This window comes from Candidatus Pelagibacter sp. uisw_138 (genome assembly GCF_059512485.2).
Genome location: NZ_CM183453.2, coordinates 701,376 through 725,513, shown reverse-complemented (window position 1 = coordinate 725,513; position 24,138 = coordinate 701,376). Strand labels below are relative to the sequence as shown.

Below are 24,138 nucleotides of genomic sequence, written 5' to 3'. Positions count from 1 at the left end.
ATATGAAAAAAGAATTAACAGACTTATTTAAAAATAGTGAAGTTTCTGAAGCGCAAAATTTTAATAGCATTAAAATTACTTTAGCTAGCCCTGAAAAAATTAAATCTTGGACGTATGGTGAAATTAAAAAACCTGAAACTATTAACTACAGAACTTTTAGACCAGAAAAAGATGGCTTATTTTGTGCTAGAATTTTTGGACCGATAAAAGATTACGAATGCTTGTGTGGTAAATACAAACGTATGAAGTTTAGAGGAATTATCTGTGAAAAATGTGGAGTCGAAGTAACAAAATCAAACGTAAGAAGAGAGAGAATGGGTCACATAAATCTCGCTACTCCTGTTGCTCACATTTGGTTTTTAAAATCATTACCTAGTAGAATTTCCTTAGCCGTCGACATGAAGCTAAAAGAAGTTGAGCGAGTTCTTTATTTCGAAAATTTCATAATTATTGAGCCTGGTTTAACTGGTCTTCAAAAAAACCAATTACTTAACGAAGAAGAACTAGCAAAATACCAAGATGAGTTTGGTGAAGAATCATTTGAAGCTGGTATAGGTGCTGAAGCGATTTTATCGATTCTTAAGTCTATGGACCTTGAGCAAGAAAGAAAAATTTTAATTAATACAATTAAAGAAACAAAATCTAAAGTTAATGAAGAAAGATCGATAAAAAGACTTAAGTTAATCGAGTCTTTTATAGAAACTGGTCAAAAACCTGAATGGATGATTTTAACTGTGATACCAGTTATACCACCTGAATTAAGACCTTTAGTTCCATTAGATGGAGGAAGATTTGCAACATCTGATCTTAATGATCTTTATAGAAGGGTTATAAACAGAAATAATCGTCTTAAGAGATTGATGGATTTAAAAGCTCCTGACATTATCGTTAGAAATGAAAAAAGAATGCTTCAAGAGTCTGTTGATGCTTTATTTGATAATGGTCGTAGAGGAAGAGTAATTACTGGAACTGGTAAACGTCCACTTAAATCTTTAGCAGAGATGCTTAAAGGTAAGCAAGGTAGATTTAGACAAAACTTATTAGGAAAAAGAGTTGATTACTCAGGAAGATCTGTAATTGTTGTAGGTCCTGACCTTAAGCTTCATGAGTGTGGCTTACCGAAAAAAATGGCTTTAGAATTATTCAAGCCATTTCTGTATGCCAGATTAAATAAATTAGGATTAGCTTCTACAATTAAACAAGCAAAAAAATTAGTAGAAAAAGAAACTAATGCTGTTTGGGATGCGTTAGAACTTATTGTAAGAGAACACCCGGTTTTACTAAATCGTGCACCAACGCTTCACAGACTGGGGGTTCAAGCTTTTGAACCTAAGTTAATTGAGGGAGATGCAATTGAATTACACCCGTTATGTTGTGCAGCTTTTAATGCTGATTTTGATGGTGACCAAATGGCTGTCCACGTTCCTCTAAGTTTAGAGGCTCAACTAGAAGCTAGAATTTTAATGCTTTCAACGAACAACATTTTAAGTCCATCAAATGGTAAACCTATCATAGTACCAAGTCAGGATATGATTTTAGGTCTTTACTATTTATCTCAAGCACCTTTTCAAACGGAAAAGCCAGATGGTTACTTTATAGATAATGATGAAATTGAGCATGCTTTATCAACGGGTCAGATAAAAGTACACTCTACTATTGTTTCAAGGTTCGAAACACTTGATCAGAAGGGTAATAAAAGGGTTGAAAAACACACAACAACTGCTGGAAGATTTTTATTAGCTAATTTATTACCAAAAAATAAAGACATAACTTTTTCAATGATAGACAGACTGCTTCCTAAAAAAACTGTTTCAGAAATTATTGATAGTGTTTTTAGATTTTGTGGTCAGAAAACTACAGTTATTTTTTGTGATCATTTAAAAGATTTAGGATTCAAACATGCATTTAAAGCAGGTATTTCTTTTGGTAAGGATGATTTGGTTATTCCTGCAAACAAAGGACAATTGATTGATGACACTAAAAAATTAATTGCTGACTATGAAAATCAATATTCAGAAGGTTTAATTACTAGAGGTGAGAAATACAACAAAGTAGTTGATGCTTGGTCAAAATGTACTGACAAAGTAGCTGGTGAAATGATGAGAGGTATTTCTGCTACGGAAAGTACTCCTGATGGCATGAAGATTAACTCAGTATTTATGATGGCGGATAGTGGAGCTAGGGGTTCAGCTGCTCAAATGAAACAGTTAGCTGGTATGAGAGGTCTTATTGCAAAACCATCTGGTGAAATTATTGAAACACCTATTATTTCTAACTTTAAAGAAGGTTTAACTGCTTTAGAATATTTTAATTCAACGCACGGAGCCAGAAAAGGTTTAGCTGATACAGCCCTAAAGACTGCAAGCTCAGGTTATTTAACTAGAAGACTTTGTGATGTAGCTCAAGACCTTACAATTTCAAAAATTAAATGTGATAATCCAGGGTTTATTGAGTTAGCAGAAATTTTAGAAGGTGGAAACGTAGTTGTTAGTTTATCAGAAAGAGCACTTGGTAGAGTTACAGCTTTTGAAGTAAAAAATCCTATTACAGGTGAAGTGGTTATTAAAAAAGAAACTATGATTGATGAATCAGGTTGCGATAAAATTGATGCAGCTGGTGTTAAATTTATCAAAGCTTATTCAGTTATGACTTGTAGCTCTAAAATTGGTGTTTGTGCTACTTGTTATGGAAGAGATCTATCTAGAGGAAAAATGGTTCACGTTGGTGAAGCAATTGGTATGATTTCAGCTCAATCAATTGGTGAGCCTGGTACTCAGTTAACAATGAGAACTTTCCACGTTGGTGGTACCGCTTCTGTTAAGCAAGAGTCTGAAATTGTTTCAAAATCTGCAGGTACTTTGAAAATTATTAACACTAATTTATTAGAAGATTCTAAGAAAAATCTAATTGTTATGGGAAGAAACACCCAACTATCAATTGAAGATAATAACGGTGTTCAAGTTGCAATTTATAAAGTTGCTTATGGATCAAAATTATTTTTCCAAAATGGTGATAAAATAAAAGCTAATGAAAAAATTTGTGAGTGGGATCCTTATACAACTCCAGTTATTGCAGAAAAAAGTGGTATTGCTGGTTATGTAGATTTAATCGATGGTGTTTCTATTCAAGAGACAACTGATGATGCTACTGGAATTTCTTCTAAATCAGTTGTTGATTGGAGAGCGCAATCTAAAAACACAGATTTAAAACCAAGAATTACCTTAAGAGATGAGAAGGGTAATGTAATTAAGAAAGCTGACGACAATGAAGCAAGGTACTACTTGGTACCTGATTCAATTCTTTCTGTTAAAGATGGTCAAAAAATATTTGCTGGTGATATAATTGCAAGACTTCCAAAAGAAACAACTAAAACAAAAGATATTACTGGAGGATTACCACGTGTAGCTGAATTATTTGAAGCTAGAAAAGCAAAAGATAGTGCAATTATTGCTGAGAATGATGGACAAGTGTTATTTGGTAAAGAAGTTAGAGGTAAACAAAAAATTTCAATTCAACCAGATGATGGAGAACCTTCAAATTATTTAATACCCAAAGGTAAACATATCAACTTTAACCAAGGTGAGAAAATTAAAAAAGGTGAGTACCTATTAGATGGTCAGCCTTTACCTCATGATATTTTGAGAATTTTAGGCATTAAAGATTTAACAGAATATTTTGTTAATCAAGTTCAAGAAGTTTATAGATTACAAGGTGTTATTATTAATGACAAACACATTGAAACAATATTAAGACAAATGCTTAAAAAAGTTGAAATTAAAGTGTCTGGTGATTCGTCTTATTTACCTGGTGAAATGATTGACAGAATTAAGTTTGATAATGCAAATGAAAAACTAGTTGCTGAAGGAAAAAATCCTGCATCTGGTGAAAGAGTTTTAATGGGTATTACTAAAGCGTCACTTCAAACAGAGTCATTTATTTCTGCCGCTTCATTCCAAGAAACTACAAGAGTTTTAACTGATGCCGCGATTAAAGGTAAAGTTGACCCTTTAAATGGCTTAAAAGAGAATGTTATTGTTGGTAGATTGGTTCCAGCTGGAACTGGCCATATCAAGAATAAATGGAATGAAAATGCCATTGCAGCTGACAATAAATTTTTAGCTGATCAGGAAAAAATTGAGCCTGTAGAAGCCACAGAAACTCCTGCTAATTAATTAAAAAAACACGTTTGACTTGTAGTTTTAGTTTGACAATCAGAGATTTAATAGTATTTTAACGATGTTTTTGGTTGGAATGTAGTACCTACTTTACGGAACTAAACGCTGCCACAAAATAACCTGTCAGTTATTTTCATTCAAAAATAAATTAATTAATTAATTAAAAAAATTTATGCCAACTATTAACCAGTTGTTAAGAAAGAAAAGAACTAGACCAGTTGCAAGAAATAAAGTTCCTGCACTTGAAAAACAACCTTTAAAAAGAGGTGTGTGTCTTAAAGTTTACACAACAACTCCTAAAAAACCGAACTCTGCATTAAGGAAAGTTGCAAGAGTTAGACTTTCAAATGGCTTTGAAGTTACAGCTTACATTGGTGGTGAAGGGCATAACCTTCAAGAGCACTCAGTAGTTTTAATTAGAGGTGGTCGGGTTAAAGATTTACCTGGTGTTCGTTATCATATTCTCAGAGGAAATCTAGATACACAAGCAGTTGCAAATAGAAAGAAACGTAGATCTTTGTATGGAACTAAAAAAGGTAAATAATTATGTCTAGAAAAAAAACGCAACCAAAAAAAGTTGTCACTCCAGATCCGATTTTTAAATCAACTATTATTCCAAAACTAATTAACTCAATTATGTACGATGGAAAAAAAGTTGTTGCTGAAAAAATTGTATATGAAGCAATTGAAAAAATTAAATCAAAAACTAAAGAAGAGCCAATTAATGTATTTAACGAAGCAATAAACAATATCAAACCTACTGTAGAAGTTAGATCTCGTAGAGTTGGTGGTGCAACCTATCAAGTTCCTGTTGAAGTAAAATCTAACAGAGCTCAAGCACTTGCGATTAGATGGCTAGTTGATGCTTCAAGAAAAAGAAAAGATAAACATATGTCTGATAAAATTTTTAATGAACTGTACGATGCGTATGAAAAAAAAGGATCAGCAGTTAAAAAAAGAGAAGATGTGCATAAAATGGCTGAGTCGAATAAGGCTTTTGCTCATTTTAGGTGGTAAAAAATTATGGCTAGAATTAATACATTAGACACATATCGTAACATTGGAATTATGGCTCATATTGATGCTGGTAAAACCACTACTACTGAAAGAATTTTATACTATACTGGAAAAAGTCACAAAATTGGTGAAGTTCATGATGGTGCAGCAACAATGGATTGGATGGAGCAAGAACAAGAAAGAGGAATCACAATTACTTCAGCTGCAACTACCTGTTTTTGGAATGATCATAGAATTAATATTATCGATACTCCTGGTCACGTAGATTTTACCATTGAAGTTGAAAGATCATTAAAAGTTTTAGACGGTGCTGTATGTGTTTTTGATGGTGTTGCAGGTGTTGAGCCTCAATCAGAAACAGTATGGAGACAAGCTGATAAATATAAAGTTCCAAGAATTTGCTTTGTAAATAAACTAGATAGAACTGGTGCAGATTTTTATAGATGTGTGGATATGATTAGAGATAGACTTGGTTGCAAACCTTTGGTTATACAAGTACCAATTGGTATGGAAGCAGATCTAGTTGGAGTTGTTGATTTAGTTAAGATGAAAGCCCAGGTTTGGAAAAATGAAGCCTTAGGTGCAGAGTGGGAATACAAAGAGATTCCTGATGATTTAAAAGAGATTTCTCAAAAATATAGAACTGAACTTGTTGAAACTGCTGTAGAGCAAGATGAAAAATTAATGGAAAGCTATTTAAATGGTGAGGAAATTAAAGAAGAAGATTTAGTTAAATGTATAAGAAAAGGAACACTAAATTTCAGCTTTGTCCCGATAACTACTGGTTCAGCATTTAAAAACAAAGGTGTTCAACCTTTACTTGATGCTGTTATTAATTATTTACCAAGCCCAATTGATATTGGTTCAATTAATGGAACGATACCAGGAACTGAAGATATCAAAGAAATGAAATTTGATGATGGAGCTGGTTTTTCAGCTTTAGCTTTTAAAGTTGCGAACGATCCATTTGTTGGATCATTAACTTTTATAAGAATTTACTCTGGAACAATTAAAACTGGAACTGCTGTTTATAATACTTCAAAAGAAAAAGAGGAAAGAGTTGGCAGAATGCTCTTAATGCATGCAAATTCTAGAGAAGATATTAAAGAGGCAAATGCTGGTGATATCGTTGCATTAGCTGGTCTTAAATACACAATAACTGGTCACACTTTATGTGATGAGGCTAACCCAGTTTTACTTGAGCCAATGGAGTTTCCTGAGCCAGTAATTGAAATTGCAGTTGAACCTAAAACAAAAGCTGACCAAGAAAAAATGGGTGAAGCCTTAGCTAGATTAGCAAAAGAAGATCCTTCATTTAGAGTAACTTCAGACGAAGAATCTGGTCAAACAATAATCAAAGGTATGGGGGAATTACACTTAGATATTATTGTTGATCGAATGAAAAGAGAATTTAATGTTGAAGCAAATATTGGAGCACCTCAGGTTGCTTACCGTGAAACTATTCAAAACGCATCTGAGTTTGAATACACACACAAAAAACAAAGTGGTGGTGCAGGACAGTTTGCAAAAGTTAAACTTTTAGTAGAACCTCAAGAACCAGGCAAAGGTAGAGAGGTTGATAGCAAAATTAAAGGTGGATCAATTCCTAAAGAGTTTATTCCAGGTGTTGAGAAAGGTATTGAAACAATATCTGACGGTGGAATTCTAGCTGGATTTCCCATGATTGATTTCAAAGTTACAATTTTAGATGGATTACACCATGATGTTGACTCTAGTGTGCTTGCATTTGAACTTGCTGGTAGAGCTTGCTTTAAAGAAGCTTGTACTAGAGGTGGATTGAAATTATTAGAGCCAGTAATGAGAGTTGAAGTTGTAACTCCTGAAGATTACATGGGTGATGTTATTGGTGATTTAAATAGTAGAAGAGGCCAAATAAGTGAGCAAGAAAGCAGAGGAAATGCGACCGTTATAACTGCAATGGTTCCTTTAGCGAATATGTTTGGATATATAAACAGCTTAAGATCAATGTCTCAAGGAAGAGCTCAATACTCAATGTTCTTTGATCATTATTCTAAAGTCCCACAAAACGTGCAGGATGAAGTAACTAAAAAGATTGCTGGATAAATATTATGGAAAAACAAAACATTAGAATTAAATTAAGAGCTTACGACAATAAGATCTTAGACGCCTCTACCGAAGAAATTGTAAACACTGTTAAGAGAACGGGTGCTACAGTTAAAGGGCCAATACCACTACCAACTAGAATTGAAAAATATACAGTTTTAAAAGGACCTCACATTGATAAAAAAAGTAGAGAGCAATTTGAAACAAGAACACATAAAAGATTGATTGATATCATTGAACCTACACCTCAAACTGTAGAAGCTTTAATGAAACTAGATTTAGCGTCTGGTGTCGATGTGGAGATAAAAATTTAATTATGACTGAAATAGCTTTAGTTGGAAAAAAAATAGGTATGACAAGAGAGTTTTACCATACTGGTCGTTTAGTTCCAGTTACAGTAATTAAAATGGAAAAAGCTAGAGTTATCAGTGTGATTGAAGAAGATAAACGTGGATATAAAGCTATACAATTAGGTTTTGGCAACATTAAAAGCTCAAAACTTACAAAAGCAATGAAGGGCATGTATGCTAAAAAAAATACTGAAGCAAAGAAAAAATTAAAAGAATTTAGAGTAAAAGATACAGAGCCATACAAAGAAGGTAATGAATTTGGTTTAGAAATTTTTAATGAAGTCAAATTTGTTGACACTACTTCAAAAACTATTGGAAAAGGTTTTGCTGGAGCGATGAAAAGACACAACTTTGGTGGTTTAAGAGCTACACACGGTGTTTCTGTTTCACATAGATCTCATGGCTCAACGGGTCAAAGACAAGACCCTGGTAAAGTTTTTAAAGGAAAAAAAATGGCTGGTCATATGGGTGACAGAGTTAGAACCATGCTAAATTTAGAGATAATTAAAACTGATTTAGAAAACGAATTATTATACTTAAAAGGCTCAATACCAGGCTCTAAGAACTCTGAAGTATTAGTCAAACAATCAGTTAAAGTTATTAATAAACTAACTATTAAAGAAAAAATTGCTGCTGCTGAAGAGGCTAAAAAAATACCTGATAAAAAGAAAAGATAATGAAAATTGATAAAATAAATTTAGATGGAAAAAAAGACTCGATTGAAGTTTTAGATAAAATTTTTTCAGCAAAAATAAATAAAAAACTAGTAGATAATGTTTTATACAAAACTAATGCTAACTACAAAGGTAGACACGCTAAAACAAAACAACAGAATGAAATTGCTGGATCTACTTCAAAGATTTATGCTCAAAAAGGAACTGGTGGAGCGCGTCATGCCAGTAGAAAAGCCCCTATATTTGTTGGTGGTGGTGTAGCACATGGTCCAAAAGGGCAACTAGCTTATAAAAAAAGAAAACTTAACAAAAGTGAGAAAAAATTAAGCGTAGCATCACTGATTACCGAAAAAAATAAACTTAATAATTTATTAATCTTTAGTGATTTTGCTACTGAAATTAAGAAAACTAAAGAAATGCACTCAATCATTAAAAAATTTGATTTAACTCATTCATTAATAATCCTAGATAAGATTTCAAAAGATAAAGTTGAAAAATCAATGAGAAACATACCAAATGTCAAAGTTACTGATATAAACCACTTTAGCGCCTTTGATATTATTAAATTTAAAAAAGTTGTGTTTACTGAAAGTTCAATAAAAGAACTAGAAAAGAGATATTCTTAAAATGGATAAGATACATTTATATGATAAAATTTTATCACCAATGCTAACTGAAAAGACAACAAATCTTTCTGAGCAAAATAAAATTGTATTTAAGGTTCCAAGAGAAGCTAACAAAACTAATTTAAAAAAAAATATTGAAAAAATTTTTAAAGTAAACGTTATTAAAATTAACATAATCAACAAGCAAAACAGAAAAGTTGTTAAAAGAGGGAAAAAAGTAAATATTCAAGGATATAAAAAAGCAATTATAACTCTAAAAAAAGGTCAAAACATCGATCTAACGACAGGAATTTAAATAATGGCATTAAAAACATTTAAACCATATACAAAATCTACTAGAGGAACTGTTCTAGTTGATAGAACTGGTCTCTGGAAAGGCAAACCTTTTAAAATGCTAGTTGAACCTAAAAATTCAATGCGAGGAAGAAATAACAACGGTCATATTACTTCTAGAAACATGTCGGGTGGCGGACATAAGAAAATGTACAGACTTGTTGATTTTTATAGAAAAAAATTTGATGTACCAGGTACAGTTGAGCGTATTGAGTATGACCCGAATAGATCGTGTTATATTATGCTAATTAAGTTTGAAGATGGAACTCATTTTTACTATTTAGCACCTCAAAAAATTAATGTTGGTGATGTCGTTGAAAATGGCTCTGCAAAAGAGATTAAAGTTGGGAATTGTATGCCGTTAAGAGACATTCCAGTCGGTGTAAACGTGCATAACGTTGAACTACAACCTGGTGGTGGTGGAAAAATAGCTAGATCCGCTGGTACCTCTGTTACTATAAGTGGTTTAGATGGTAATTATTCATTAGTTAAAATGACCTCTGGTGAAGTTAGAAGAATAGATTCAAGATGTATGGCAACAATTGGTGTCTTGTCAAATCCTGATCAAAAAAATATTAAAATTGGTAAAGCTGGAAGATCAAGATGGTTAGGTAGAAGACCTCATACAAGAGGAGTTGTGATGAATCCAGTTGATCACCCACACGGTGGTGGTGAAGGTAAGAGTGCTGGTGGTAGACATCCAGTATCACCGACAGGTCAAGGTGCAAAAGGATTAAAAACAAGAACTAACGCAAGAACAGATAAGTTTATAGTTAAAAGAAGAAACAAAAGAAAGGATACTAAAAAATAATGGCTAGATCTGTATGGAAAGGTCCTTTTGTTGAAGAGAGCTTAATTAAAAAAGTTGAAAAACAAAAATTAGACCCCAAAAAAATGCCAATTAAAACTTGGTCAAGAAAATCAACTATAATTCCTGAATTTATTGGTGTTAGCTTTTTGATTTATAATGGAAAAAAATTTATACCTGTTACCATTTCTGAAGATATGGTGGGGCACAAACTTGGTGAGTTTTCACCAACAAGAACATTTTTTGGACATACACCTGCAGATAAAAAGGCAAAACCAGCAACAGCTAAGAAATAAACATGAATAAGAAAAAGAAAATTAATAGAATTAAAGTAGATACAGTTAGATCAGTAAATAACAATATTAGATCTAGTGTAAGAAAACTTAATCCAATTCTTAAGGCAATTGTTGGAAAAAAAGTTGATGTTGCTATTAGAGAATTACAATTTTCTGCAAAAAGAATAACTAGAGAGATTAGAAAAACTGTTTCATCAGCTATTGCTAATGCTGAAAATAATAATCAATATGATATTGATAAGTTAATTGTTAAAGAAGCTTATTGTGGAAAAAAAGTTGTTATGAAAAGATTTAGACCTAGAGCAAAAGGTAGAGCTGCACCAATTTTAAAACCATATTCAACAATTACAATTATATTATCAGAATCAAAACAAATGGAGAGTCATGGGACAAAAAGTTAATCCGATAGGTTTTAGACTTGGTGTTAATAGAGGTTGGGACTCTGTTTGGTATGCTAAAAAGAAAGATTTTGGAAATTATTTAATTGAAGATTTTAAAATTAGAGCCTATATCAAGAAAAATGTAGTTAACTCTGGTGTATCAAAAGTAATGATAGAGAGAACTTCAAACAAATGTTTTGTTACAATTTATACTTCAAGACCAGGGTTTGTTATTGGTAAAAAAGGTAGTGATATTGATAAAATTAAAAACAATTTATCTAAATTTACAAGCAATGAAGTATCTTTAAATATTAAAGAAGTTAAAAAACCTGAAACTAATGCTTTTTTAGTAGCCGAAAATATTGCACAACAACTAGTAAAAAGAATATCCTACAGAAGAGCAATGAAGAGAGCCATGCAGTCTTGCATGAGATTAGGTGCCAAGGGAATTAAGGTCGCAATAAGTGGTAGACTTGGTGGTAACGAAATCGCAAGAACAGAGTGGTTGAGAGAGGGTAGTATTCCTTCCCACACATTGAGAGCAGATATTGATTATGATGAAGCAGAAGCTTTAACAACATTTGGAATTATTGGAATTAAAGTTTGGATTTACAAAGGTGAAGTTTTTGCAAGAGAATTTAGTCAGGAAACAAATAAAGTTAAACCTAAAGAGGTTAAAGAGTAATTATGTTACAGCCAGTAAGGACAAAATATAGAAAAGCTCACAAAGGTAGAATTCATGGAACAGCTACACGTGCTGCGAAGATTAATTATGGATCATTTGCTTTAAAAGCTATGGCCCCTGATAGAATAATTGGTAAACAAATTGAAGCTGCTAGGGTCGCTTTAACAAGACATATGAAAAGACAAGGGCGTGTTTGGACTAGAATTTTTCCAAATATTCCAGTTTCAAAAAAACCTGTTGAAGTAAGAATGGGTAAAGGTAAGGGTGCTCCTGAATATTGGGCATGTAGAGTTAAACCTGGTAGAATTTTATTTGAAATTGACGGTGTTTCTGAAGCAATTGCAAAAGAAGCTCTTTATAAAGCATCAGCTAAATTACCTATTAAAACTAAGTTTATAAAAAGATTTGCATAATATGAAAATACAAGAAATAAAAAAATTATCTAAAGACGAACTTTTAAATAACATAGACAAATTGAAAAAAGATTTATTTAATTTTAGATTTCAAAGAATCAATTCTGAAATTAAAGATCCATCAAAAATTGGACAAACAAAAAAAACGATAGCAAGGTTAAAAACTATACTAAAAGGAAAATTAAATGCCTAAAAAAATATTAACAGGAGTAGTTACTAGTGATAAGCCTAATAAAACTATTACTGTAGCGGTAGAGAGAAAATATTCACATCCTGTGCTAAAAAAAGTTGTTAAAGTTCAAAAAAAATACAATGCGCATGATGAAAATAATAAATTCAAAACTGGAGATAAGGTTTCGATTATTGAATGTAAACCGTTTTCAAAAAATAAAAAATTTCAAGTAATGGATGGTTCCAAATGATACAGGTACAAACTGAAATGTTAGTTGCAGACAATACTGGTGCAAAAAGAATTGAATGTATTAAGGTTCTAGGTGGATCAAAACGTAGATATGCTAGTATTGGTGACACAATTGTTGTTGCTGTAAAAGAAGCGATACCTAAGGGTAAAGTGAAAAAAGGTTCTGTCCACAAAGCAGTCGTAGTTCGGGTTAAATATGGAATTCATAGAGATGATGGTTCAAAAGTTAAATTTGATAACAATGCAGCAGTGTTGATTGATGATAAAGGTGAACCAGTCGGAACTAGAATTTTTGGACCTGTAACAAGAGAATTAAGAAATAGAGGTCAAATGAAAATAATTTCACTTGCCCCTGAGGTATTATAAAATGATTAAAAAAGGTTCTAAAGTAAAAGTATTAACTGGAAGAGATAAGAAAAAAGAAGGTGAAGTTATTGAAATAGACAGACCCAACAATAGGGCAAAAGTTCAAGGAATTAATATTGTGAAGAAGCATGTAAAGACTACAAAAGAAAAAAAAGGTGGAATTATTTCTAAAGAAAGCTTTATTCATATTTCAAACCTTGCACTTGTTGATGAAAAAGAAAAAATAAAAAAAACTGAGGCTAAAAAATAATGACACCAAGATTAAAAGAGCTTTATTATAAAGAAATTCAACCTGCGCTTAAGGAGCAATTAGGATTTAAAAATACCTTTCAAGGACCAAAAGTACTTAAAGTTGTCATTAATATGGGTTTAGGTCTAGATGGTGCTGACGCTAAGATTATGAAATCTACTGAAGAAGATTTGGGAAAAATTACAGGACAAAAACCTACAATTACAAAATTTAAGAAATCTGTTGCCAATTTTAAAACAAGAAAAGGTAGCAATGCAGGTCTAAAAGTTACTTTAAGAGGTAACAAGATGTATGAATTTATTGATAGATTGGTTAACATTGCGCTGCCTAGAATTAAAGATTTTAGAGGCCTATCACCTAAAGGTTTTGATAAATTTGGTAATTACACTTTTGGAATTAAAGAGCATATTATTTTTCCTGAAGTTAATTTTGACAGAATAGACAAAATTAGAGGTCTTGATGTGGTGGTTGTAATTGCTGCTATGAATAAAGATCATAGTTTTGCACTTTTGGAAAAATTAAATTTTCCATTTATTAAAAAAGGAGATAATTAAAAATGGCTAAAGTAAGTGCAGTTCAAAAAAATGATAAAAGGATTAAACTTTCAGATAGATTGTTTAAAAAAAGATTAGCTTTAAAAAAGATTATTATGGATAAGAAAATTTCTCTTGAAGAAAGATTTAAAGCACAACAAAAATTATCTAATTTGCCTAGAAATTCAGCAAAAAATAGAGTGATGAATAGGTGCCAAATTACTGGAAGACCACATGGTGTTTACAGAAAATTAAAAATATCAAGAATAGCTTTAAGAGACTTAGGATTGCATGGATTAATTCCAGGTATGACGAAGTCGAGCTGGTAGAAAGGAATATATGAGCTTAAGTGACCCAATTGGGGATATGATCGCAAGAATAAAAAATGCTTTAGTGAGAAATCATAAAAAAGTTGCACTGCCTTCTTCTAACTTTAAAGTAAAAATTGCAGATATCCTAAAAAATGAAGGTTTTATTAAAGAATATAAAATTGATACTGAAGATAAAAAACCAGTTTTATCTATAGACCTAAAATATTATTCAGGAAATCCAGTTATTAGCACATTTGAAAGAGTATCAAAGCCAGGAAGAAGAATTTTTTCAAGTGCCGACAGTTTACCGAAAATTAATGGTGGGCTTGGTGTGGCAATAGTTTCTACTCCAAAAGGTGTGATGACGGATGTTGATGCTAGAAAGCAAAAAGTTGGTGGCGAAATAATTTGTAAGGTATTTTAATGTCTAAAATTGGTAAAATAAGTATTTCCATTCCTGAAAAAGTTAAAGCAGTGCTATCCGGTAGTGTGCTTAATATTGAAGGACCATTAGGAAAAAAATCTCTTAATGTTGATTTAGAAATGTTTAATGTTGATATTACTGAAGGAAAAGAAATATCAATCAAACCAAAAAAAGTTGACCAAAATTCAAAAAGACTATGGGGAATGAATAGAAGTTTAATAAACAACGCTGTTATTGGCTCTAGCACTGGATATGAAAAAATATTAGAGTTAGTTGGTGTTGGTTATAGAGCTGCACTAAAAGAAAAACAATTAAATCTACAGCTTGGTTATAGTCATGATATAAATTTTGATATACCAGAGGGTATTAAGATTGTTGTTGAAAAACAAACAACTGTTAAAGTTAGTGGATCTGACAAACAACAAGTTGGTATGGTTTGTTCTGTGATTAAATCTTTTAGAAAACCTGAGCCTTACAAAGGTAAAGGGATTAGAGAAAAAGGACAGTATATATTAAGAAAAGAAGGAAAGAAAAAATAATGAAATTAAATGCAATTGAAAGAAAAAAGTTCAGAGTAACCAATAAAGTAAAAAAGGTTTCTTCTCCTGATAGATTAAGATTAAGTATTTCAAGATCTTCAAAAAATATATCTGCTCAAATAATTGATGATGTAAAAAATATCACTCTAGTTTCTTCCTCTTCAATCGAAAAAGATATTAAAGCTATGAGCAAAGTTAATAAAACGGATATTTCTAAAATTGTTGCTGAAAAATTAGCAAAAAAAGCTGTAGAAAAAAAAATAACAAAAATTTATTTTGATAGAGGTGTTTATAAATATCATGGTAGAGTTAAGGCATTTGCTGAAACGTTACGTAAAAATGGAATGGAATTTTAATTATGGATTTTAAAAAAAAAATTGACGATGGAATTTTAGAAAAACTAGTTCACATTAATAGAATTACTAAAGTTGTAAAAGGTGGACGTAGATTCGGTTTTTCAGCATTAGTTGTTGTAGGAGATCAAGCAGGCAAAATTGGTATAGCTCATGCTAAAGCTAAACAAGTTCCAGATGCAATTAAAAAAGCAAATGAAACCGCTAGAAGAAAATTAATTCATATACCTTTAAGAGAGGGTAGAACTATACACCATGATGTTTATGGTAAAGATGGGGCAGGTAAGATTATTTTAAGGTCAGCTCCAAAAGGAACTGGTATCATTGCTGGGGGTCCCGTGAGAGCAGTTTGTGAAGTTTTAGGAATTAAAGATATAGTTGCTAAATCGATGGGCACATCAAACCCTCATAACATGATAAGAGCTACAATGAAGGCTCTTTCAAAACAAAATTCACCAAAACATATAGCAACAATTAGAAATAAAAAAATTTCTGACGTAATCGAAAAAAGAGGATAATGAGCACATTAAATACTACTGGAAAAGTTTTATATAAAAAGAAAATGAGAGTTGGTAGAGGTATCGGTTCTGGAAAAGGTAAAACTTCTGGTAGAGGAGTTAAGGGTCAAAAATCTAGATCTGGTGTTGCTATCAAAGCTTTTGAAGGTGGTCAAATGCCTTTATATAGAAGATTGCCCAAAAGAGGCTTTAATGCAATTAAGAGATATCAAGCTGTTATAGCAATAATGAATTTAGAAAAAATTCAATCGTACATTGATGAAAAAACTATTAATTCAAGCGATGTTATAAACATAGCTTTGCTTATAAAATTGAAATTAATTAACAAGAATTCTCAAAAATTAAAAATACTTGGCACAGGAGACATTAAAGATAAAGTTAGCATTGAAGCTGATCTAATATCAAAAGCTGCTGTAGTTAAATTAGAAAAAGCTGGCGGCACAATACAATTAAAAAAATAATTAAGATATTATGAGTGCATCTTCTCAAACTAATGATCTTAAAAATCGAATACTTTTTACAATATTTATTCTAGTAGTTTATAGATTTGGTACTTTTGTACCAATTCCAGGTATTGATCCTGAACAATTACAAACAATGATGAGCGGTAATCAAAAAGGATTACTTGGGATGTTTAACGTCTTTTCAGGTGGAGCTGTAAGTAGAATGGCTATATTTGCACTTGGGATCATGCCATATATTTCATCTTCAATTATAGTTCAATTGTTAACTGGCGTATCTGATTATTTTAAAAATTTAAAGGCACAAGGTGAAACTGGAAGAGCAAAAATTACTCAGATCACAAGGTATGGAACAGTTGTTCTTGCTACCATTCAAGGTTATGGATTATCTATAGGTTTACAATCTTCTGCCGACTTAGTTATTAATCCAGGGTTATTTTTTACTGTAACAGCGGTATCAACAATTGTTGCTGGTACAATGTTTTTAATGTGGCTTGGTGAACAAATAACACAAAGAGGTATTGGTAATGGTATTTCATTGATTATTTTTGCTGGTATTGTTGCTGAAATTCCACGTGCTTTAGTTACTACATTTGAACTTGGTAGAACTGGTGCAGTATCTACATTTATGATTATTGGAATTTTTGTATTATTAGTTGCAACAATAATGTTCATTGTTTTCATGGAAAGAGCATTAAGAAAAATTTTAATAAACTATCCTAAAAGACAAATGGGAAATAAAATGTATGGTGGTGAATCTTCTCATTTACCTTTAAAAATTAACCAAGCTGGAGTTATACCAGCAATTTTTGCATCAGCTTTATTGCTATTACCTGTAACTTTTTCTAATTTTAGTTTTTCAGACAATGACACATTTTTAAACTTAAGTTCATACTTTACACAAGGACAACCTCTTTACATGTTACTTTATGCTTCTGGAATAATATTTTTTACTTTTTTCTATACATCGATAACATTTAATCCAACTGAGACTGCTGATAATTTAAGAAAATATGGTGGCTTTGTTCCTGGGATTAGACCAGGTGAAAACACTGCTTTGTATATTGATAAAATTGTAACAAAACTTACAACAATAGGTGCACTGTATTTAACAATAGTTTGCTTAATGCCAGAATTTTTAATTGCTAATTATCCAATACCCTTTTACCTAGGTGGAACTTCTATTTTAATTGTTGTTGTAGTTGCAATTGATACTGTTACACAAATCCAAACTAGATTGATGAGCTCTCAATATGAGCAATTAATTAAAAAAACAAAATTCGGAAAATAACAAAGTGAATATAATTCTTTTTGGTCCTCCAGGTGCAGGCAAGGGGACTCAAGCTCAGTCTATAGTAAAAAAACACAATTACTTTCAACTATCAACAGGAAACTTATTAAGAGATGAAGTTAAATCTAAAACAGATCTTGGTGCTGAAATTGAAAAATTGATATCTAATGGTAAATTTGTTTCAGATGAAATTGTTAATACCTTGTTGAGACAATCTTTAATTAATTTAAAATATAGAGATAGAATTATTTTTGACGGATATCCAAGGAATGTTGAGCAAGCTAACAACTTGGAAGTTATATTAAAAGAGTTTAAACAAACAATAGGGCACACTATATTTTTAAACGTCTCAAGAGACATTATTGAAAAGCGTATTATGGGTAGAATGACCTGTGAAAAATGTAATATGACGTTAAACGAGTATTTCAATAAAGAAGAAATAGAGCTTCATCCATGTGGTGTTGAGCATTTAAAGAAAAGAAAAGATGACAATCTTGACATTGTAATTTCCAGATATGACACTTACATGTCTTCTACAAAACCAGTATTAGATTTCTATTCAAAAAATTCAAATTTCACTGAAATCGACGGAGCAGGTGAAATTGATCAAATAACCAATAAAATTAATGAAATTCTTACGGTTTAAGACGTTGACTTTGGAACATCTTCTTATATAAAAGGCTAAATTTATTTTCAGAAATATGGCTCGTATAGCAGGTGTAAACATTCCACAAAACAAACTTGTCCACATAGGACTAACGTACATCTATGGTATTGGTGATAAATTTTCTAACCAAATTTGTACTTCTTTAGAAATTCCTAAAGCAAAAAGAATTAACGAACTTACCGACGAAGATATTTTAAAAATTAGAGAATATATTGATGCAAACTTTAAAGTAGAAGGTGATCTTAGAAGAGATTATTCTTTGACTATTAAAAGATTAATTGACCTTGCATGCTATAGAGGATCTAGACATAGAAAAAAACTTCCTGTTAGAGGACAAAGAACAAGATGTAATGCAAGAACAAGAAAAGGTAAAGCAATCGCAATTGCTGGTAAAAAATTAACTCCACTTAAAAAATAATTAATTTATGGCTAAAGTAGATAAAGTTGAGAATAAAGAAGCTGTTGTAGAAAAAAAAGTTGATAAAAAATCTAAGAAAAGTTCTTATTCAAAAAAAAAGAAAATAAAAAAAAATATTCTTAACGGTATCGCTTACGTACAGTCTACTTTTAATAATACAATAATTTCAATTGCAGATACTAACGGAAATGTAATTTCTTGGTCATCTGCTGGACAAAAAGGTTTTAAGGGTTCAAGAAAATCAACGCCTTATGCTGCACAAATTGCTGCAGATTCTGCTGCATCTAAAGCTTTAGAATATGGAATGAAAACACTAACTGTGCAAGTCAAAGGACCTGGTTCAGGAAGAGAAACTGCTTTAAGAGCTTTACAAGCGAAAGGATTTAAGATTCTTTCAATAAAAGATACCACACCAATGCCACATAACGGCGTAAGACCACCAAAAAAAAGGAGAGTTTAATAAATGGAAAGTTTAAATGTAAATGCTAAAAATTGGAAAGCATTAATTAAACCAGCTCAATTAGATGTTAAAATTAGTGATGACAAATCACATGCAAAAATTATCGCTGAACCCTTAGAAAAAGGATATGGATTAACTTTAGGTAATTCTTTAAGAAGAATTTTACTTTCATCAATAAGAGGTGCTGCTGTAACTTCAATTCAAATTGATGGTGTTTTACACGAATTTACATCTATTAAAGGTGTTAGAGAAGATGTTACTGACATAGTTTTAAACGTTAAATCGCTAGCTCTAAAAAGCTCTTCAGACGCTACTAAAAAACTTATTTTAGATGCTAAAGGTCCTGGAGAAATTAAAGCTTCAGATATAGTACCAGTTACCGATATTGAGATTTTAAATCCTGATTTAGTTATTTGTAATTTGGATGAAAATACTCATTTCCATATGGAAATGAATGTTGGAACAGGCAAGGGATATGTCCCTGCAGTTATGAATAAGCCAGAAGAGCCACCTTTAGGTTTAATTGCTATAGATTCTTTGTATAGTCCAGTTAAGAAGGTTTCATACTCTATAAGTACTGCAAGAGAAGGGAAAGCCTTAGATTACGATAAATTAACTATGGAAGTCGAAACTAATGGATCTATTTCTGCTGAAGATGCTGTTGCTTATTCTGCTAGAATTTTTCAAGATCAGCTTAATATGTTTGTTAATTTTGACGAACCTGTTGAAGCACCAGTAAAAGAAGTTTCATCTGAGCCTGAATTCAATAAGAATTTATTAAGAAAAGTTGATGAGCTTGAATTATCTGTGCGTTCTATGAATTGTCTTAAAAATGATAACATTATTTACATTGGAGATTTAGTTCAAAAGTCAGAAGGTGAAATGCTTAGAACACCTAACTTTGGAAGAAAATCACTTAATGAAATAAAAGAAGTTTTAACTGGTATGTCCTTATATTTAGGTATGGAAATACCAAACTGGCCACCAGAGAATATAGCTGAAATGTCTAAAAAGTTAGAGGAACAAATCTAATGAGACACGGAATGGCTAATAAGAAGTTAAATAGAACTTCTGAACATAGAAAAGCTTTATTAAAAAATATGCTTAATTCTTTAATAAAATATGAGCAGATAACTACAACGCTTCCAAAAGCTAAATTCTTAAAACCTCAAGCTGACAAAATCATAACTTTAGGAAAAAAAGAAACTCTTCAAACTACAAAAATGTTAATGTCTAAGTTACAAGACATAACATCTGCAAATAAAGTTAAAAAAACATTATCAAAAAGATATGTAGCAAGAAATGGTGGTTATACTAGAATTATCAAAGCTGGCTTTAGATATGGTGATAATGCACCTATGGCTGTAATTGAATTTGTAGATAGAGATGTTGAAGCAAAAAGAGTGGATAGAAAGAAAAAAGATCCAGCAAAAGATAAAACTGAAGAGAAAAAATTAGCTACTGCTTAATTTTTTATATAAAATCATATCATCATGAAAAAGTCTTTTAACGTTGATTCAACGTTTAATGATATGCGTATCGACAGGTGGATACGTAACAACCTAGGTAATTACCCACAAGGCCTAATTGAAAAAAGTTTAAAGAGAGGAAAAGTTAAGATTAATAGTAAAAAAATAAAAAGTTCTCATAAAGTAAAGACAGGCGACATTATAGATTTATTTAATTTTGATTTTAAAGAAACAATTGTTCAAAAAACAATTAAATTTGTGCCTTCGGAAGAAGTTATTAAAGAGAATGAAGAATTAATAATTGATAACAATGATGATTTTATTGTTCTTAATAAAAGTTCTGGTATTTCAGTTCAAGGTGGAACTAAATCTAAAAAAAATCTTGTAGATATATTTGCTCGTAGTGAAATTTTTCAAGATACAAAACCATTTTCTGTACATAGACTTGATAAAGATACGTCTGGAGTTTTTATTATGGCGAAGCATAGAGAGTCTGCCCAGTTATTAACCTCTTTATTTAGACTAAGAAAAGTTCATAAAACTTACTTAGCTATATGCCATGGAGAATTACAGAAAGACTCTGGTGAGTGGAATGATGATTTAACTAGATATGACAATGATAGGGAGGTAGTTGAAAAAGCCAAAACACTATACAAGGTATTAGATAAAAATTCTATATGCAGTCTTGTTGAAATGAAGCCAATTACTGGAAGAAAGCATCAATTAAGAAAACAACTTTATGCAGCTGGATGCCCAATCTATGGAGATCAAAAATATAAATTTAGTAATACTGATAAAGCAATAAATAAAAATTTAATGCTTCATTCATACCAAATTAAATTTATGATTAATGATAAAAAATATACCTATACTGCACTGTTACCAGATTATTTTAAAAAACTTTTAAAGACAAAAAGACTTAGATTTCCAAATTCTTAGAAAACGTATCAATAATAATCTTATCTAAATTCTTATAGTCTTGGTCTTTAATTTCTTTAAGATTGATTACTCCTTTATCTGAAATACCACATGGAATAATGTTTTTATATTTTGAAAGATCGTTATTAATATTTATTGCAAATCCATGATAAGCTATCCACTTACTTACCCTTACACCTATTGCTGCGACTTTGTTAATTTCACCTTTATGGTCAGTCCAAATGCCAATATTTTCTGGATCACAAAATGTTTTAATATTAAATTTTGATAAGCTATCAATAATCGTATCTTCAATTAAAGTTATAAATTTTCTAATATCCTTTTTTCTTTTTTTTAAATCTATAACAAAATAACAAATCATTTGACCTGGACCATGATAAGTAATTTTTCCTCCACGATTTGTTTTTATTAGATTTATATCTTTATTAAGAATTTCTTTTTCTTTATAGCTATTACCAGCCGAGTAAACCTCTTCATGTTCTAATATCCATATTAAATCCTTTTTTTGACCACTGTTTATCTCCAACAATCTTTCCTCAAGGAGTTTTATTGCATCCTCGTATTTTATCGGTTTTATTGACTTTTTAATCTCTATATTCATTTATAAATTGTATTATTCTTATTATACACTATTAGTGCAAAATTGATTTATAGGTAAATTTATGTCTTTAATAAAAAAAATAAAAGATAAAAAAGTTAATTTTGAGTTTAACAAAGAATACATAAAAGTTGTTACTTCCAAGATAGCTAACAATGATGCTCAATTTATTACGAATTCTTTTAATGAAATGCACCCTGCTGATGCAGCTGATATAATTGAACATCTTGGTCAAAATGATAGAGAAAGTTTAATAAAACTTAATAATTTCAATATAGATCCAGAAGTTTTTATTGAGTTAAACGAGTCAGTACAGTCTGAAATCATAGCTTATCTATCACCCGACACTATTGTTAGACTATTAAAAAACCTTGAATCTGATGATGCGATAACAATTTTAGAAAATGTTGACGAAAAAGATAAAAATACAATATTAAGCTCTTTACCTCCAAAAGATAGATTTGCTTTACTAGAAAGCTTAAGTTACCCAGAAGACACAGCGGCTAGAATAATGCAACGTGAGTTTACGGCTATTCCTAGTAATTGGTCAGTCGGCCAAACGATTGATTACTTAAGAGAAAATAAAGATTTACCTGAAGAATTTTTAGAAATTTTCATTATAGATGAGGGTTTTAAGCCAATTGGAACTGTTCCATCATCAAAAGTTTTAACCACTTCGAGAGAAACTAAAATGCTTTCTATTATGTCAGAATCTCAGCTACTTATTCCTGTAGATATGGACAAAGAAGAGGTTGGAAACGTATTTGAAAACTATAACTTAAATTCAGCAGCAGTTGTCGATAAATCAAACAAGTTAGTCGGTATGATCATGTATGACGATGTCCTAACTGTATTAAAAGAAGAAGCTGAGGAAGATGCTTTAAGATTAGCTGGGGTAGGTGATGAAGAGATTACTGACGGAGTATTTAAGAAAACCAGAAGAAGGTTTAACTGGCTTTTATTAAATCTATTTACCGCATTTCTTGCAACATGGGTTATAAGCTTATTTGGTGCAACAATTGAACAAATGGTTGTTCTTGCATTTCTGATGCCAATCGTTGCTTCTATGGGTGGTAATGCTGGAATGCAAACCTTAGCAGTTACAGTAAGAACTTTAGCAACAAATGACTTAACAAAAAATAACTTTTCACAAAATATTTTAAAGGAATTTAATATTGGTATTTTAAATGGTATTATATTTGCTTTAATAAGTGCATTAGTGGTTCAAATTTGGTTTCAAGACTCTTTACTTTCTCTAATAATTTCTATGTCAATGATAGTTACGATGATTGTTGCTGGATTATTTGGAATTTTAGTGCCTATAACTTTAAAAAAAATGGACATTGATCCTGCTATTGCATCAAGTGTATTTGTAACAACTATTACTGATGTTATTGGTTTTGTTTCATTTCTTGGTGTTAGCGCTTATTTTCTCTAAAAATTATCAATTAATCGGACATTATTGATATAGTAAGCCACAAAAAGTTTAAAAGGTTTCTTCAAAATACCAGTACTTAGATTTTGCGTGTTTCTACATTCCAAATATTCAATCTTAATATCAAAATTTTTAGATAGTTCTTTCTTTAAATTGAATATTAATTTTTTGTAATTCTTTTTATTTTTATTGATATCATTTTTTAATTTTAGTAATTTTTTTGAAATTATTCCAGACTCAATAAAACTTTGCTTACTTAATAAAGAGTTTCTTGAAGATAAAGCTAACTTGTTTTTAGCCCTGATTGTTTTACATGCGTAGACTTTGGTATTGTACTTATTTTCAATATAGTTCTTAACTAAGAAAAATTGTTGAAAATCTTTCTCCCCCATAAATATTTTTTGTGGAGAGATTAATTCAACAAAACGATCCAGAACATCAAGTACACCTTCAAAATGTCCTTTTCTAAATTTTGCGCATAATATATTTTGTGATTTATTTAATTTAATTTTATTATTTTTTTTCCAATAAATTTGCTTAATTGTTGGCAAATATATGTAATCAACATTAAGTTTTTTAAGGTAATTCAAATCCTTCTTTAAATTTTTTGGATATGTTTTGTAATCTTTTTTATTATTAAATTGAGTTGGATTAACAAAAATACTTACTAATGTTTTTTTACAGTTTATCTTTGATTTTTTGATTAATGCTTTGTGACCATCATGTAAACTTCCCATTGTTGGCACAAAACCTAATCTTTTATCAAACTCAATTGCCTTAATTAAATCAGTTTTTAATTTTATTAATTTCATTTGTAATAAGAATATTAATAAGTAAAACATT

General features: G+C 30.8%; 34 protein-coding genes. 32 read left to right on the top strand and 2 right to left on the bottom strand.

Going from position 1 to position 24,138, the window contains the following annotated elements; genetic code table 11:
* The first annotated feature begins 2 nt into the window (after positions 1 to 2).
* The 31 genes from rpoC to AC5YGC_RS03745 all read left to right on the top strand — a co-directional run bounded on the left by rpoC (position 3) and on the right by AC5YGC_RS03745 (position 21,262).
* Positions 3 to 4,172: a DNA-directed RNA polymerase subunit beta' gene (rpoC, locus tag AC5YGC_RS03895; protein ID WP_496138962.1), complete on the top strand. Its 4,170-nt coding sequence runs from the start codon at positions 3 to 5 to the stop codon at positions 4,170 to 4,172.
* Positions 4,173 to 4,347: 175 nt separating this feature from the next.
* Positions 4,348 to 4,719 (top strand): 30S ribosomal protein S12, encoded by a 372-nt coding sequence (gene rpsL / locus AC5YGC_RS03890; protein ID WP_169036396.1) that lies wholly within the window; start codon positions 4,348 to 4,350, stop codon positions 4,717 to 4,719.
* 2 nt (positions 4,720 to 4,721) lie between these two features.
* Entirely contained in the window at positions 4,722 to 5,192 is a 471-nt protein-coding gene (gene rpsG, locus AC5YGC_RS03885) for a 30S ribosomal protein S7 (protein ID WP_415277708.1), read from the top strand.
* Between the two features lie 6 nt (positions 5,193 to 5,198).
* On the top strand, positions 5,199 to 7,277 hold the full coding sequence (gene fusA, locus AC5YGC_RS03880) for an elongation factor G (RefSeq protein ID WP_496138961.1): 2,079 nt from the start codon (positions 5,199 to 5,201) through the stop codon (positions 7,275 to 7,277).
* 5 nt (positions 7,278 to 7,282) lie between these two features.
* The gene (gene rpsJ, locus AC5YGC_RS03875) at positions 7,283 to 7,591 is read left to right on the top strand and encodes a 30S ribosomal protein S10 (RefSeq protein WP_271492964.1); all 309 of its coding nucleotides are present in this window, start codon (positions 7,283 to 7,285) and stop codon (positions 7,589 to 7,591) included.
* 2 nt (positions 7,592 to 7,593) lie between these two features.
* Positions 7,594 to 8,304: a 50S ribosomal protein L3 gene (gene rplC, locus AC5YGC_RS03870; protein WP_496138960.1), complete on the top strand. Its 711-nt coding sequence runs from the start codon at positions 7,594 to 7,596 to the stop codon at positions 8,302 to 8,304.
* Positions 8,304 to 8,927, top strand: coding sequence for a 50S ribosomal protein L4 (rplD, locus tag AC5YGC_RS03865; protein ID WP_496138959.1), 624 nt, complete (start codon positions 8,304 to 8,306; stop codon positions 8,925 to 8,927). Before rplC ends, rplD begins: the two co-directional genes overlap by 1 nt.
* Position 8,928: 1 nt before the next feature.
* The gene (rplW, locus tag AC5YGC_RS03860) at positions 8,929 to 9,222 is read left to right on the top strand and encodes a 50S ribosomal protein L23 (protein ID WP_415312819.1); all 294 of its coding nucleotides are present in this window, start codon (positions 8,929 to 8,931) and stop codon (positions 9,220 to 9,222) included.
* Between the two features lie 3 nt (positions 9,223 to 9,225).
* A complete protein-coding gene (gene rplB, locus AC5YGC_RS03855) occupies positions 9,226 to 10,071 on the top strand; it encodes a 50S ribosomal protein L2 (RefSeq protein ID WP_415271253.1) in 846 nt (281 codons plus the stop codon).
* On the top strand, positions 10,071 to 10,364 hold the full coding sequence (rpsS, locus tag AC5YGC_RS03850; RefSeq protein WP_271492437.1) for a 30S ribosomal protein S19: 294 nt from the start codon (positions 10,071 to 10,073) through the stop codon (positions 10,362 to 10,364). Before rplB ends, rpsS begins: the two co-directional genes overlap by 1 nt.
* Before the next feature lie 2 nt (positions 10,365 to 10,366).
* Entirely contained in the window at positions 10,367 to 10,765 is a 399-nt protein-coding gene (gene rplV / locus AC5YGC_RS03845; protein WP_496138958.1) for a 50S ribosomal protein L22, read from the top strand.
* Entirely contained in the window at positions 10,749 to 11,429 is a 681-nt protein-coding gene (gene rpsC, locus AC5YGC_RS03840) for a 30S ribosomal protein S3 (RefSeq protein WP_271492433.1), read from the top strand. The genes rplV and rpsC overlap by 17 nt, the downstream gene beginning before the upstream one ends.
* Positions 11,430 to 11,431: 2 nt before the next feature.
* Positions 11,432 to 11,842, top strand: a complete 411-nt coding sequence (gene rplP / locus AC5YGC_RS03835) for a 50S ribosomal protein L16 (RefSeq protein ID WP_496138957.1) — start codon at positions 11,432 to 11,434, stop codon at positions 11,840 to 11,842.
* Between the two features lies 1 nt (position 11,843).
* On the top strand, positions 11,844 to 12,035 hold the full coding sequence (gene rpmC, locus AC5YGC_RS03830) for a 50S ribosomal protein L29 (protein ID WP_496138956.1): 192 nt from the start codon (positions 11,844 to 11,846) through the stop codon (positions 12,033 to 12,035).
* On the top strand, positions 12,028 to 12,264 hold the full coding sequence (rpsQ, locus tag AC5YGC_RS03825) for a 30S ribosomal protein S17 (protein ID WP_271492425.1): 237 nt from the start codon (positions 12,028 to 12,030) through the stop codon (positions 12,262 to 12,264). Before rpmC ends, rpsQ begins: the two co-directional genes overlap by 8 nt.
* Complete coding sequence (gene rplN / locus AC5YGC_RS03820; RefSeq protein WP_496138955.1) at positions 12,261 to 12,629, top strand: 50S ribosomal protein L14; 369 nt, start codon at positions 12,261 to 12,263, stop codon at positions 12,627 to 12,629. Before rpsQ ends, rplN begins: the two co-directional genes overlap by 4 nt.
* A 1-nt stretch (position 12,630) precedes the next feature.
* The gene (gene rplX, locus AC5YGC_RS03815; RefSeq protein WP_496138954.1) at positions 12,631 to 12,879 is read left to right on the top strand and encodes a 50S ribosomal protein L24; all 249 of its coding nucleotides are present in this window, start codon (positions 12,631 to 12,633) and stop codon (positions 12,877 to 12,879) included.
* Positions 12,879 to 13,433, top strand: coding sequence for a 50S ribosomal protein L5 (gene rplE / locus AC5YGC_RS03810; protein ID WP_496138953.1), 555 nt, complete (start codon positions 12,879 to 12,881; stop codon positions 13,431 to 13,433). The genes rplX and rplE overlap by 1 nt, the downstream gene beginning before the upstream one ends.
* Positions 13,434 to 13,435: 2 nt before the next feature.
* A complete protein-coding gene (gene rpsN, locus AC5YGC_RS03805; protein WP_271492416.1) occupies positions 13,436 to 13,741 on the top strand; it encodes a 30S ribosomal protein S14 in 306 nt (101 codons plus the stop codon).
* A 10-nt stretch (positions 13,742 to 13,751) separates the two neighbouring features.
* Entirely contained in the window at positions 13,752 to 14,147 is a 396-nt protein-coding gene (gene rpsH, locus AC5YGC_RS03800) for a 30S ribosomal protein S8 (protein ID WP_271492411.1), read from the top strand.
* Positions 14,147 to 14,686 carry a 50S ribosomal protein L6 gene (gene rplF, locus AC5YGC_RS03795; protein ID WP_415289719.1) on the top strand — a complete coding sequence of 180 codons (540 nt, stop codon included), beginning with the start codon at positions 14,147 to 14,149 and terminating at the stop codon, positions 14,684 to 14,686. The genes rpsH and rplF overlap by 1 nt, the downstream gene beginning before the upstream one ends.
* Positions 14,686 to 15,042: a 50S ribosomal protein L18 gene (gene rplR, locus AC5YGC_RS03790; protein WP_415285736.1), complete on the top strand. Its 357-nt coding sequence runs from the start codon at positions 14,686 to 14,688 to the stop codon at positions 15,040 to 15,042. Before rplF ends, rplR begins: the two co-directional genes overlap by 1 nt.
* Positions 15,043 to 15,044: 2 nt before the next feature.
* The gene (gene rpsE / locus AC5YGC_RS03785) at positions 15,045 to 15,557 is read left to right on the top strand and encodes a 30S ribosomal protein S5 (RefSeq protein ID WP_496138952.1); all 513 of its coding nucleotides are present in this window, start codon (positions 15,045 to 15,047) and stop codon (positions 15,555 to 15,557) included.
* Positions 15,557 to 16,018: a 50S ribosomal protein L15 gene (gene rplO / locus AC5YGC_RS03780; RefSeq protein WP_496138951.1), complete on the top strand. Its 462-nt coding sequence runs from the start codon at positions 15,557 to 15,559 to the stop codon at positions 16,016 to 16,018. Before rpsE ends, rplO begins: the two co-directional genes overlap by 1 nt.
* Positions 16,019 to 16,028: 10 nt before the next feature.
* Positions 16,029 to 17,309 (top strand): preprotein translocase subunit SecY, encoded by a 1,281-nt coding sequence (gene secY / locus AC5YGC_RS03775; protein WP_496138950.1) that lies wholly within the window; start codon positions 16,029 to 16,031, stop codon positions 17,307 to 17,309.
* 4 nt (positions 17,310 to 17,313) lie between these two features.
* Positions 17,314 to 17,955, top strand: a complete 642-nt coding sequence (locus tag AC5YGC_RS03770; RefSeq protein ID WP_496138949.1) for an adenylate kinase — start codon at positions 17,314 to 17,316, stop codon at positions 17,953 to 17,955.
* A gap of 55 nt (positions 17,956 to 18,010) precedes the next feature.
* On the top strand, positions 18,011 to 18,394 hold the full coding sequence (gene rpsM / locus AC5YGC_RS03765) for a 30S ribosomal protein S13 (RefSeq protein ID WP_481967969.1): 384 nt from the start codon (positions 18,011 to 18,013) through the stop codon (positions 18,392 to 18,394).
* A gap of 7 nt (positions 18,395 to 18,401) precedes the next feature.
* On the top strand, positions 18,402 to 18,854 hold the full coding sequence (rpsK, locus tag AC5YGC_RS03760; RefSeq protein ID WP_502314038.1) for a 30S ribosomal protein S11: 453 nt from the start codon (positions 18,402 to 18,404) through the stop codon (positions 18,852 to 18,854).
* Positions 18,855 to 18,857: 3 nt separating this feature from the next.
* Positions 18,858 to 19,886: a DNA-directed RNA polymerase subunit alpha gene (locus AC5YGC_RS03755; protein ID WP_496140297.1), complete on the top strand. Its 1,029-nt coding sequence runs from the start codon at positions 18,858 to 18,860 to the stop codon at positions 19,884 to 19,886.
* A complete protein-coding gene (gene rplQ, locus AC5YGC_RS03750; protein WP_496140296.1) occupies positions 19,886 to 20,323 on the top strand; it encodes a 50S ribosomal protein L17 in 438 nt (145 codons plus the stop codon). Before AC5YGC_RS03755 ends, rplQ begins: the two co-directional genes overlap by 1 nt.
* Before the next feature lie 24 nt (positions 20,324 to 20,347).
* Entirely contained in the window at positions 20,348 to 21,262 is a 915-nt protein-coding gene (locus AC5YGC_RS03745) for a pseudouridine synthase (RefSeq protein ID WP_496140295.1), read from the top strand.
* On the opposite strand, the gene lipB is transcribed toward AC5YGC_RS03745, so the two are convergent.
* Positions 21,243 to 21,863: a lipoyl(octanoyl) transferase LipB gene (gene lipB / locus AC5YGC_RS03740; RefSeq protein ID WP_496140294.1), complete on the bottom strand. Its 621-nt coding sequence runs from the start codon at positions 21,861 to 21,863 to the stop codon at positions 21,243 to 21,245. The two genes, AC5YGC_RS03745 and lipB, sit on opposite strands and share 20 nt — an antisense overlap.
* 61 nt (positions 21,864 to 21,924) lie before the next feature.
* On the opposite strand from lipB, the gene mgtE reads away from it, so the two are divergent.
* Complete coding sequence (mgtE, locus tag AC5YGC_RS03735) at positions 21,925 to 23,298, top strand: magnesium transporter (RefSeq protein WP_496140293.1); 1,374 nt, start codon at positions 21,925 to 21,927, stop codon at positions 23,296 to 23,298.
* Here the strand turns inward: mgtE and panC are convergent.
* Positions 23,295 to 24,137: a pantoate--beta-alanine ligase gene (gene panC / locus AC5YGC_RS03730; RefSeq protein ID WP_496140292.1), complete on the bottom strand. Its 843-nt coding sequence runs from the start codon at positions 24,135 to 24,137 to the stop codon at positions 23,295 to 23,297. The two genes, mgtE and panC, sit on opposite strands and share 4 nt — an antisense overlap.
* Position 24,138: the final 1 nt, after the last annotated feature.

Coding starts and splice junctions, on each gene's coding strand:
- rpsC (WP_271492433.1), top strand. CDS start 10,749: ATGGGACAAAAAGTTAATCCGATAGGTTTTAGACTTGGTGTTAATAGA.
- rplQ (WP_496140296.1), top strand. CDS start 19,886: ATGAGACACGGAATGGCTAATAAGAAGTTAAATAGAACTTCTGAACAT.
- rpmC (WP_496138956.1), top strand. CDS start 11,844: ATGAAAATACAAGAAATAAAAAAATTATCTAAAGACGAACTTTTAAAT.
- rplR (WP_415285736.1), top strand. CDS start 14,686: ATGAAATTAAATGCAATTGAAAGAAAAAAGTTCAGAGTAACCAATAAA.
- rplF (WP_415289719.1), top strand. CDS start 14,147: ATGTCTAAAATTGGTAAAATAAGTATTTCCATTCCTGAAAAAGTTAAA.
- AC5YGC_RS03755 (WP_496140297.1), top strand. CDS start 18,858: ATGGAAAGTTTAAATGTAAATGCTAAAAATTGGAAAGCATTAATTAAA.
- rplD (WP_496138959.1), top strand. CDS start 8,304: ATGAAAATTGATAAAATAAATTTAGATGGAAAAAAAGACTCGATTGAA.
- rplX (WP_496138954.1), top strand. CDS start 12,631: ATGATTAAAAAAGGTTCTAAAGTAAAAGTATTAACTGGAAGAGATAAG.
- rpsS (WP_271492437.1), top strand. CDS start 10,071: ATGGCTAGATCTGTATGGAAAGGTCCTTTTGTTGAAGAGAGCTTAATT.
- mgtE (WP_496140293.1), top strand. CDS start 21,925: ATGTCTTTAATAAAAAAAATAAAAGATAAAAAAGTTAATTTTGAGTTT.
- rplV (WP_496138958.1), top strand. CDS start 10,367: ATGAATAAGAAAAAGAAAATTAATAGAATTAAAGTAGATACAGTTAGA.
- rpsL (WP_169036396.1), top strand. CDS start 4,348: ATGCCAACTATTAACCAGTTGTTAAGAAAGAAAAGAACTAGACCAGTT.
- rpsJ (WP_271492964.1), top strand. CDS start 7,283: ATGGAAAAACAAAACATTAGAATTAAATTAAGAGCTTACGACAATAAG.
- rplO (WP_496138951.1), top strand. CDS start 15,557: ATGAGCACATTAAATACTACTGGAAAAGTTTTATATAAAAAGAAAATG.
- rpsN (WP_271492416.1), top strand. CDS start 13,436: ATGGCTAAAGTAAGTGCAGTTCAAAAAAATGATAAAAGGATTAAACTT.
- rplW (WP_415312819.1), top strand. CDS start 8,929: ATGGATAAGATACATTTATATGATAAAATTTTATCACCAATGCTAACT.
- panC (WP_496140292.1), bottom strand. CDS start 24,137: ATGTTTTACTTATTAATATTCTTATTACAAATGAAATTAATAAAATTA.
- AC5YGC_RS03745 (WP_496140295.1), top strand. CDS start 20,348: ATGAAAAAGTCTTTTAACGTTGATTCAACGTTTAATGATATGCGTATC.
- rpsE (WP_496138952.1), top strand. CDS start 15,045: ATGGATTTTAAAAAAAAAATTGACGATGGAATTTTAGAAAAACTAGTT.
- rplP (WP_496138957.1), top strand. CDS start 11,432: ATGTTACAGCCAGTAAGGACAAAATATAGAAAAGCTCACAAAGGTAGA.
- rplB (WP_415271253.1), top strand. CDS start 9,226: ATGGCATTAAAAACATTTAAACCATATACAAAATCTACTAGAGGAACT.
- rpsG (WP_415277708.1), top strand. CDS start 4,722: ATGTCTAGAAAAAAAACGCAACCAAAAAAAGTTGTCACTCCAGATCCG.
- lipB (WP_496140294.1), bottom strand. CDS start 21,863: ATGAATATAGAGATTAAAAAGTCAATAAAACCGATAAAATACGAGGAT.
- fusA (WP_496138961.1), top strand. CDS start 5,199: ATGGCTAGAATTAATACATTAGACACATATCGTAACATTGGAATTATG.
- rpoC (WP_496138962.1), top strand. CDS start 3: ATGAAAAAAGAATTAACAGACTTATTTAAAAATAGTGAAGTTTCTGAA.
- rpsK (WP_502314038.1), top strand. CDS start 18,402: ATGGCTAAAGTAGATAAAGTTGAGAATAAAGAAGCTGTTGTAGAAAAA.
- rpsH (WP_271492411.1), top strand. CDS start 13,752: ATGAGCTTAAGTGACCCAATTGGGGATATGATCGCAAGAATAAAAAAT.
- secY (WP_496138950.1), top strand. CDS start 16,029: ATGAGTGCATCTTCTCAAACTAATGATCTTAAAAATCGAATACTTTTT.
- rplC (WP_496138960.1), top strand. CDS start 7,594: ATGACTGAAATAGCTTTAGTTGGAAAAAAAATAGGTATGACAAGAGAG.
- rplE (WP_496138953.1), top strand. CDS start 12,879: ATGACACCAAGATTAAAAGAGCTTTATTATAAAGAAATTCAACCTGCG.
- rplN (WP_496138955.1), top strand. CDS start 12,261: ATGATACAGGTACAAACTGAAATGTTAGTTGCAGACAATACTGGTGCA.
- rpsQ (WP_271492425.1), top strand. CDS start 12,028: ATGCCTAAAAAAATATTAACAGGAGTAGTTACTAGTGATAAGCCTAAT.
- rpsM (WP_481967969.1), top strand. CDS start 18,011: ATGGCTCGTATAGCAGGTGTAAACATTCCACAAAACAAACTTGTCCAC.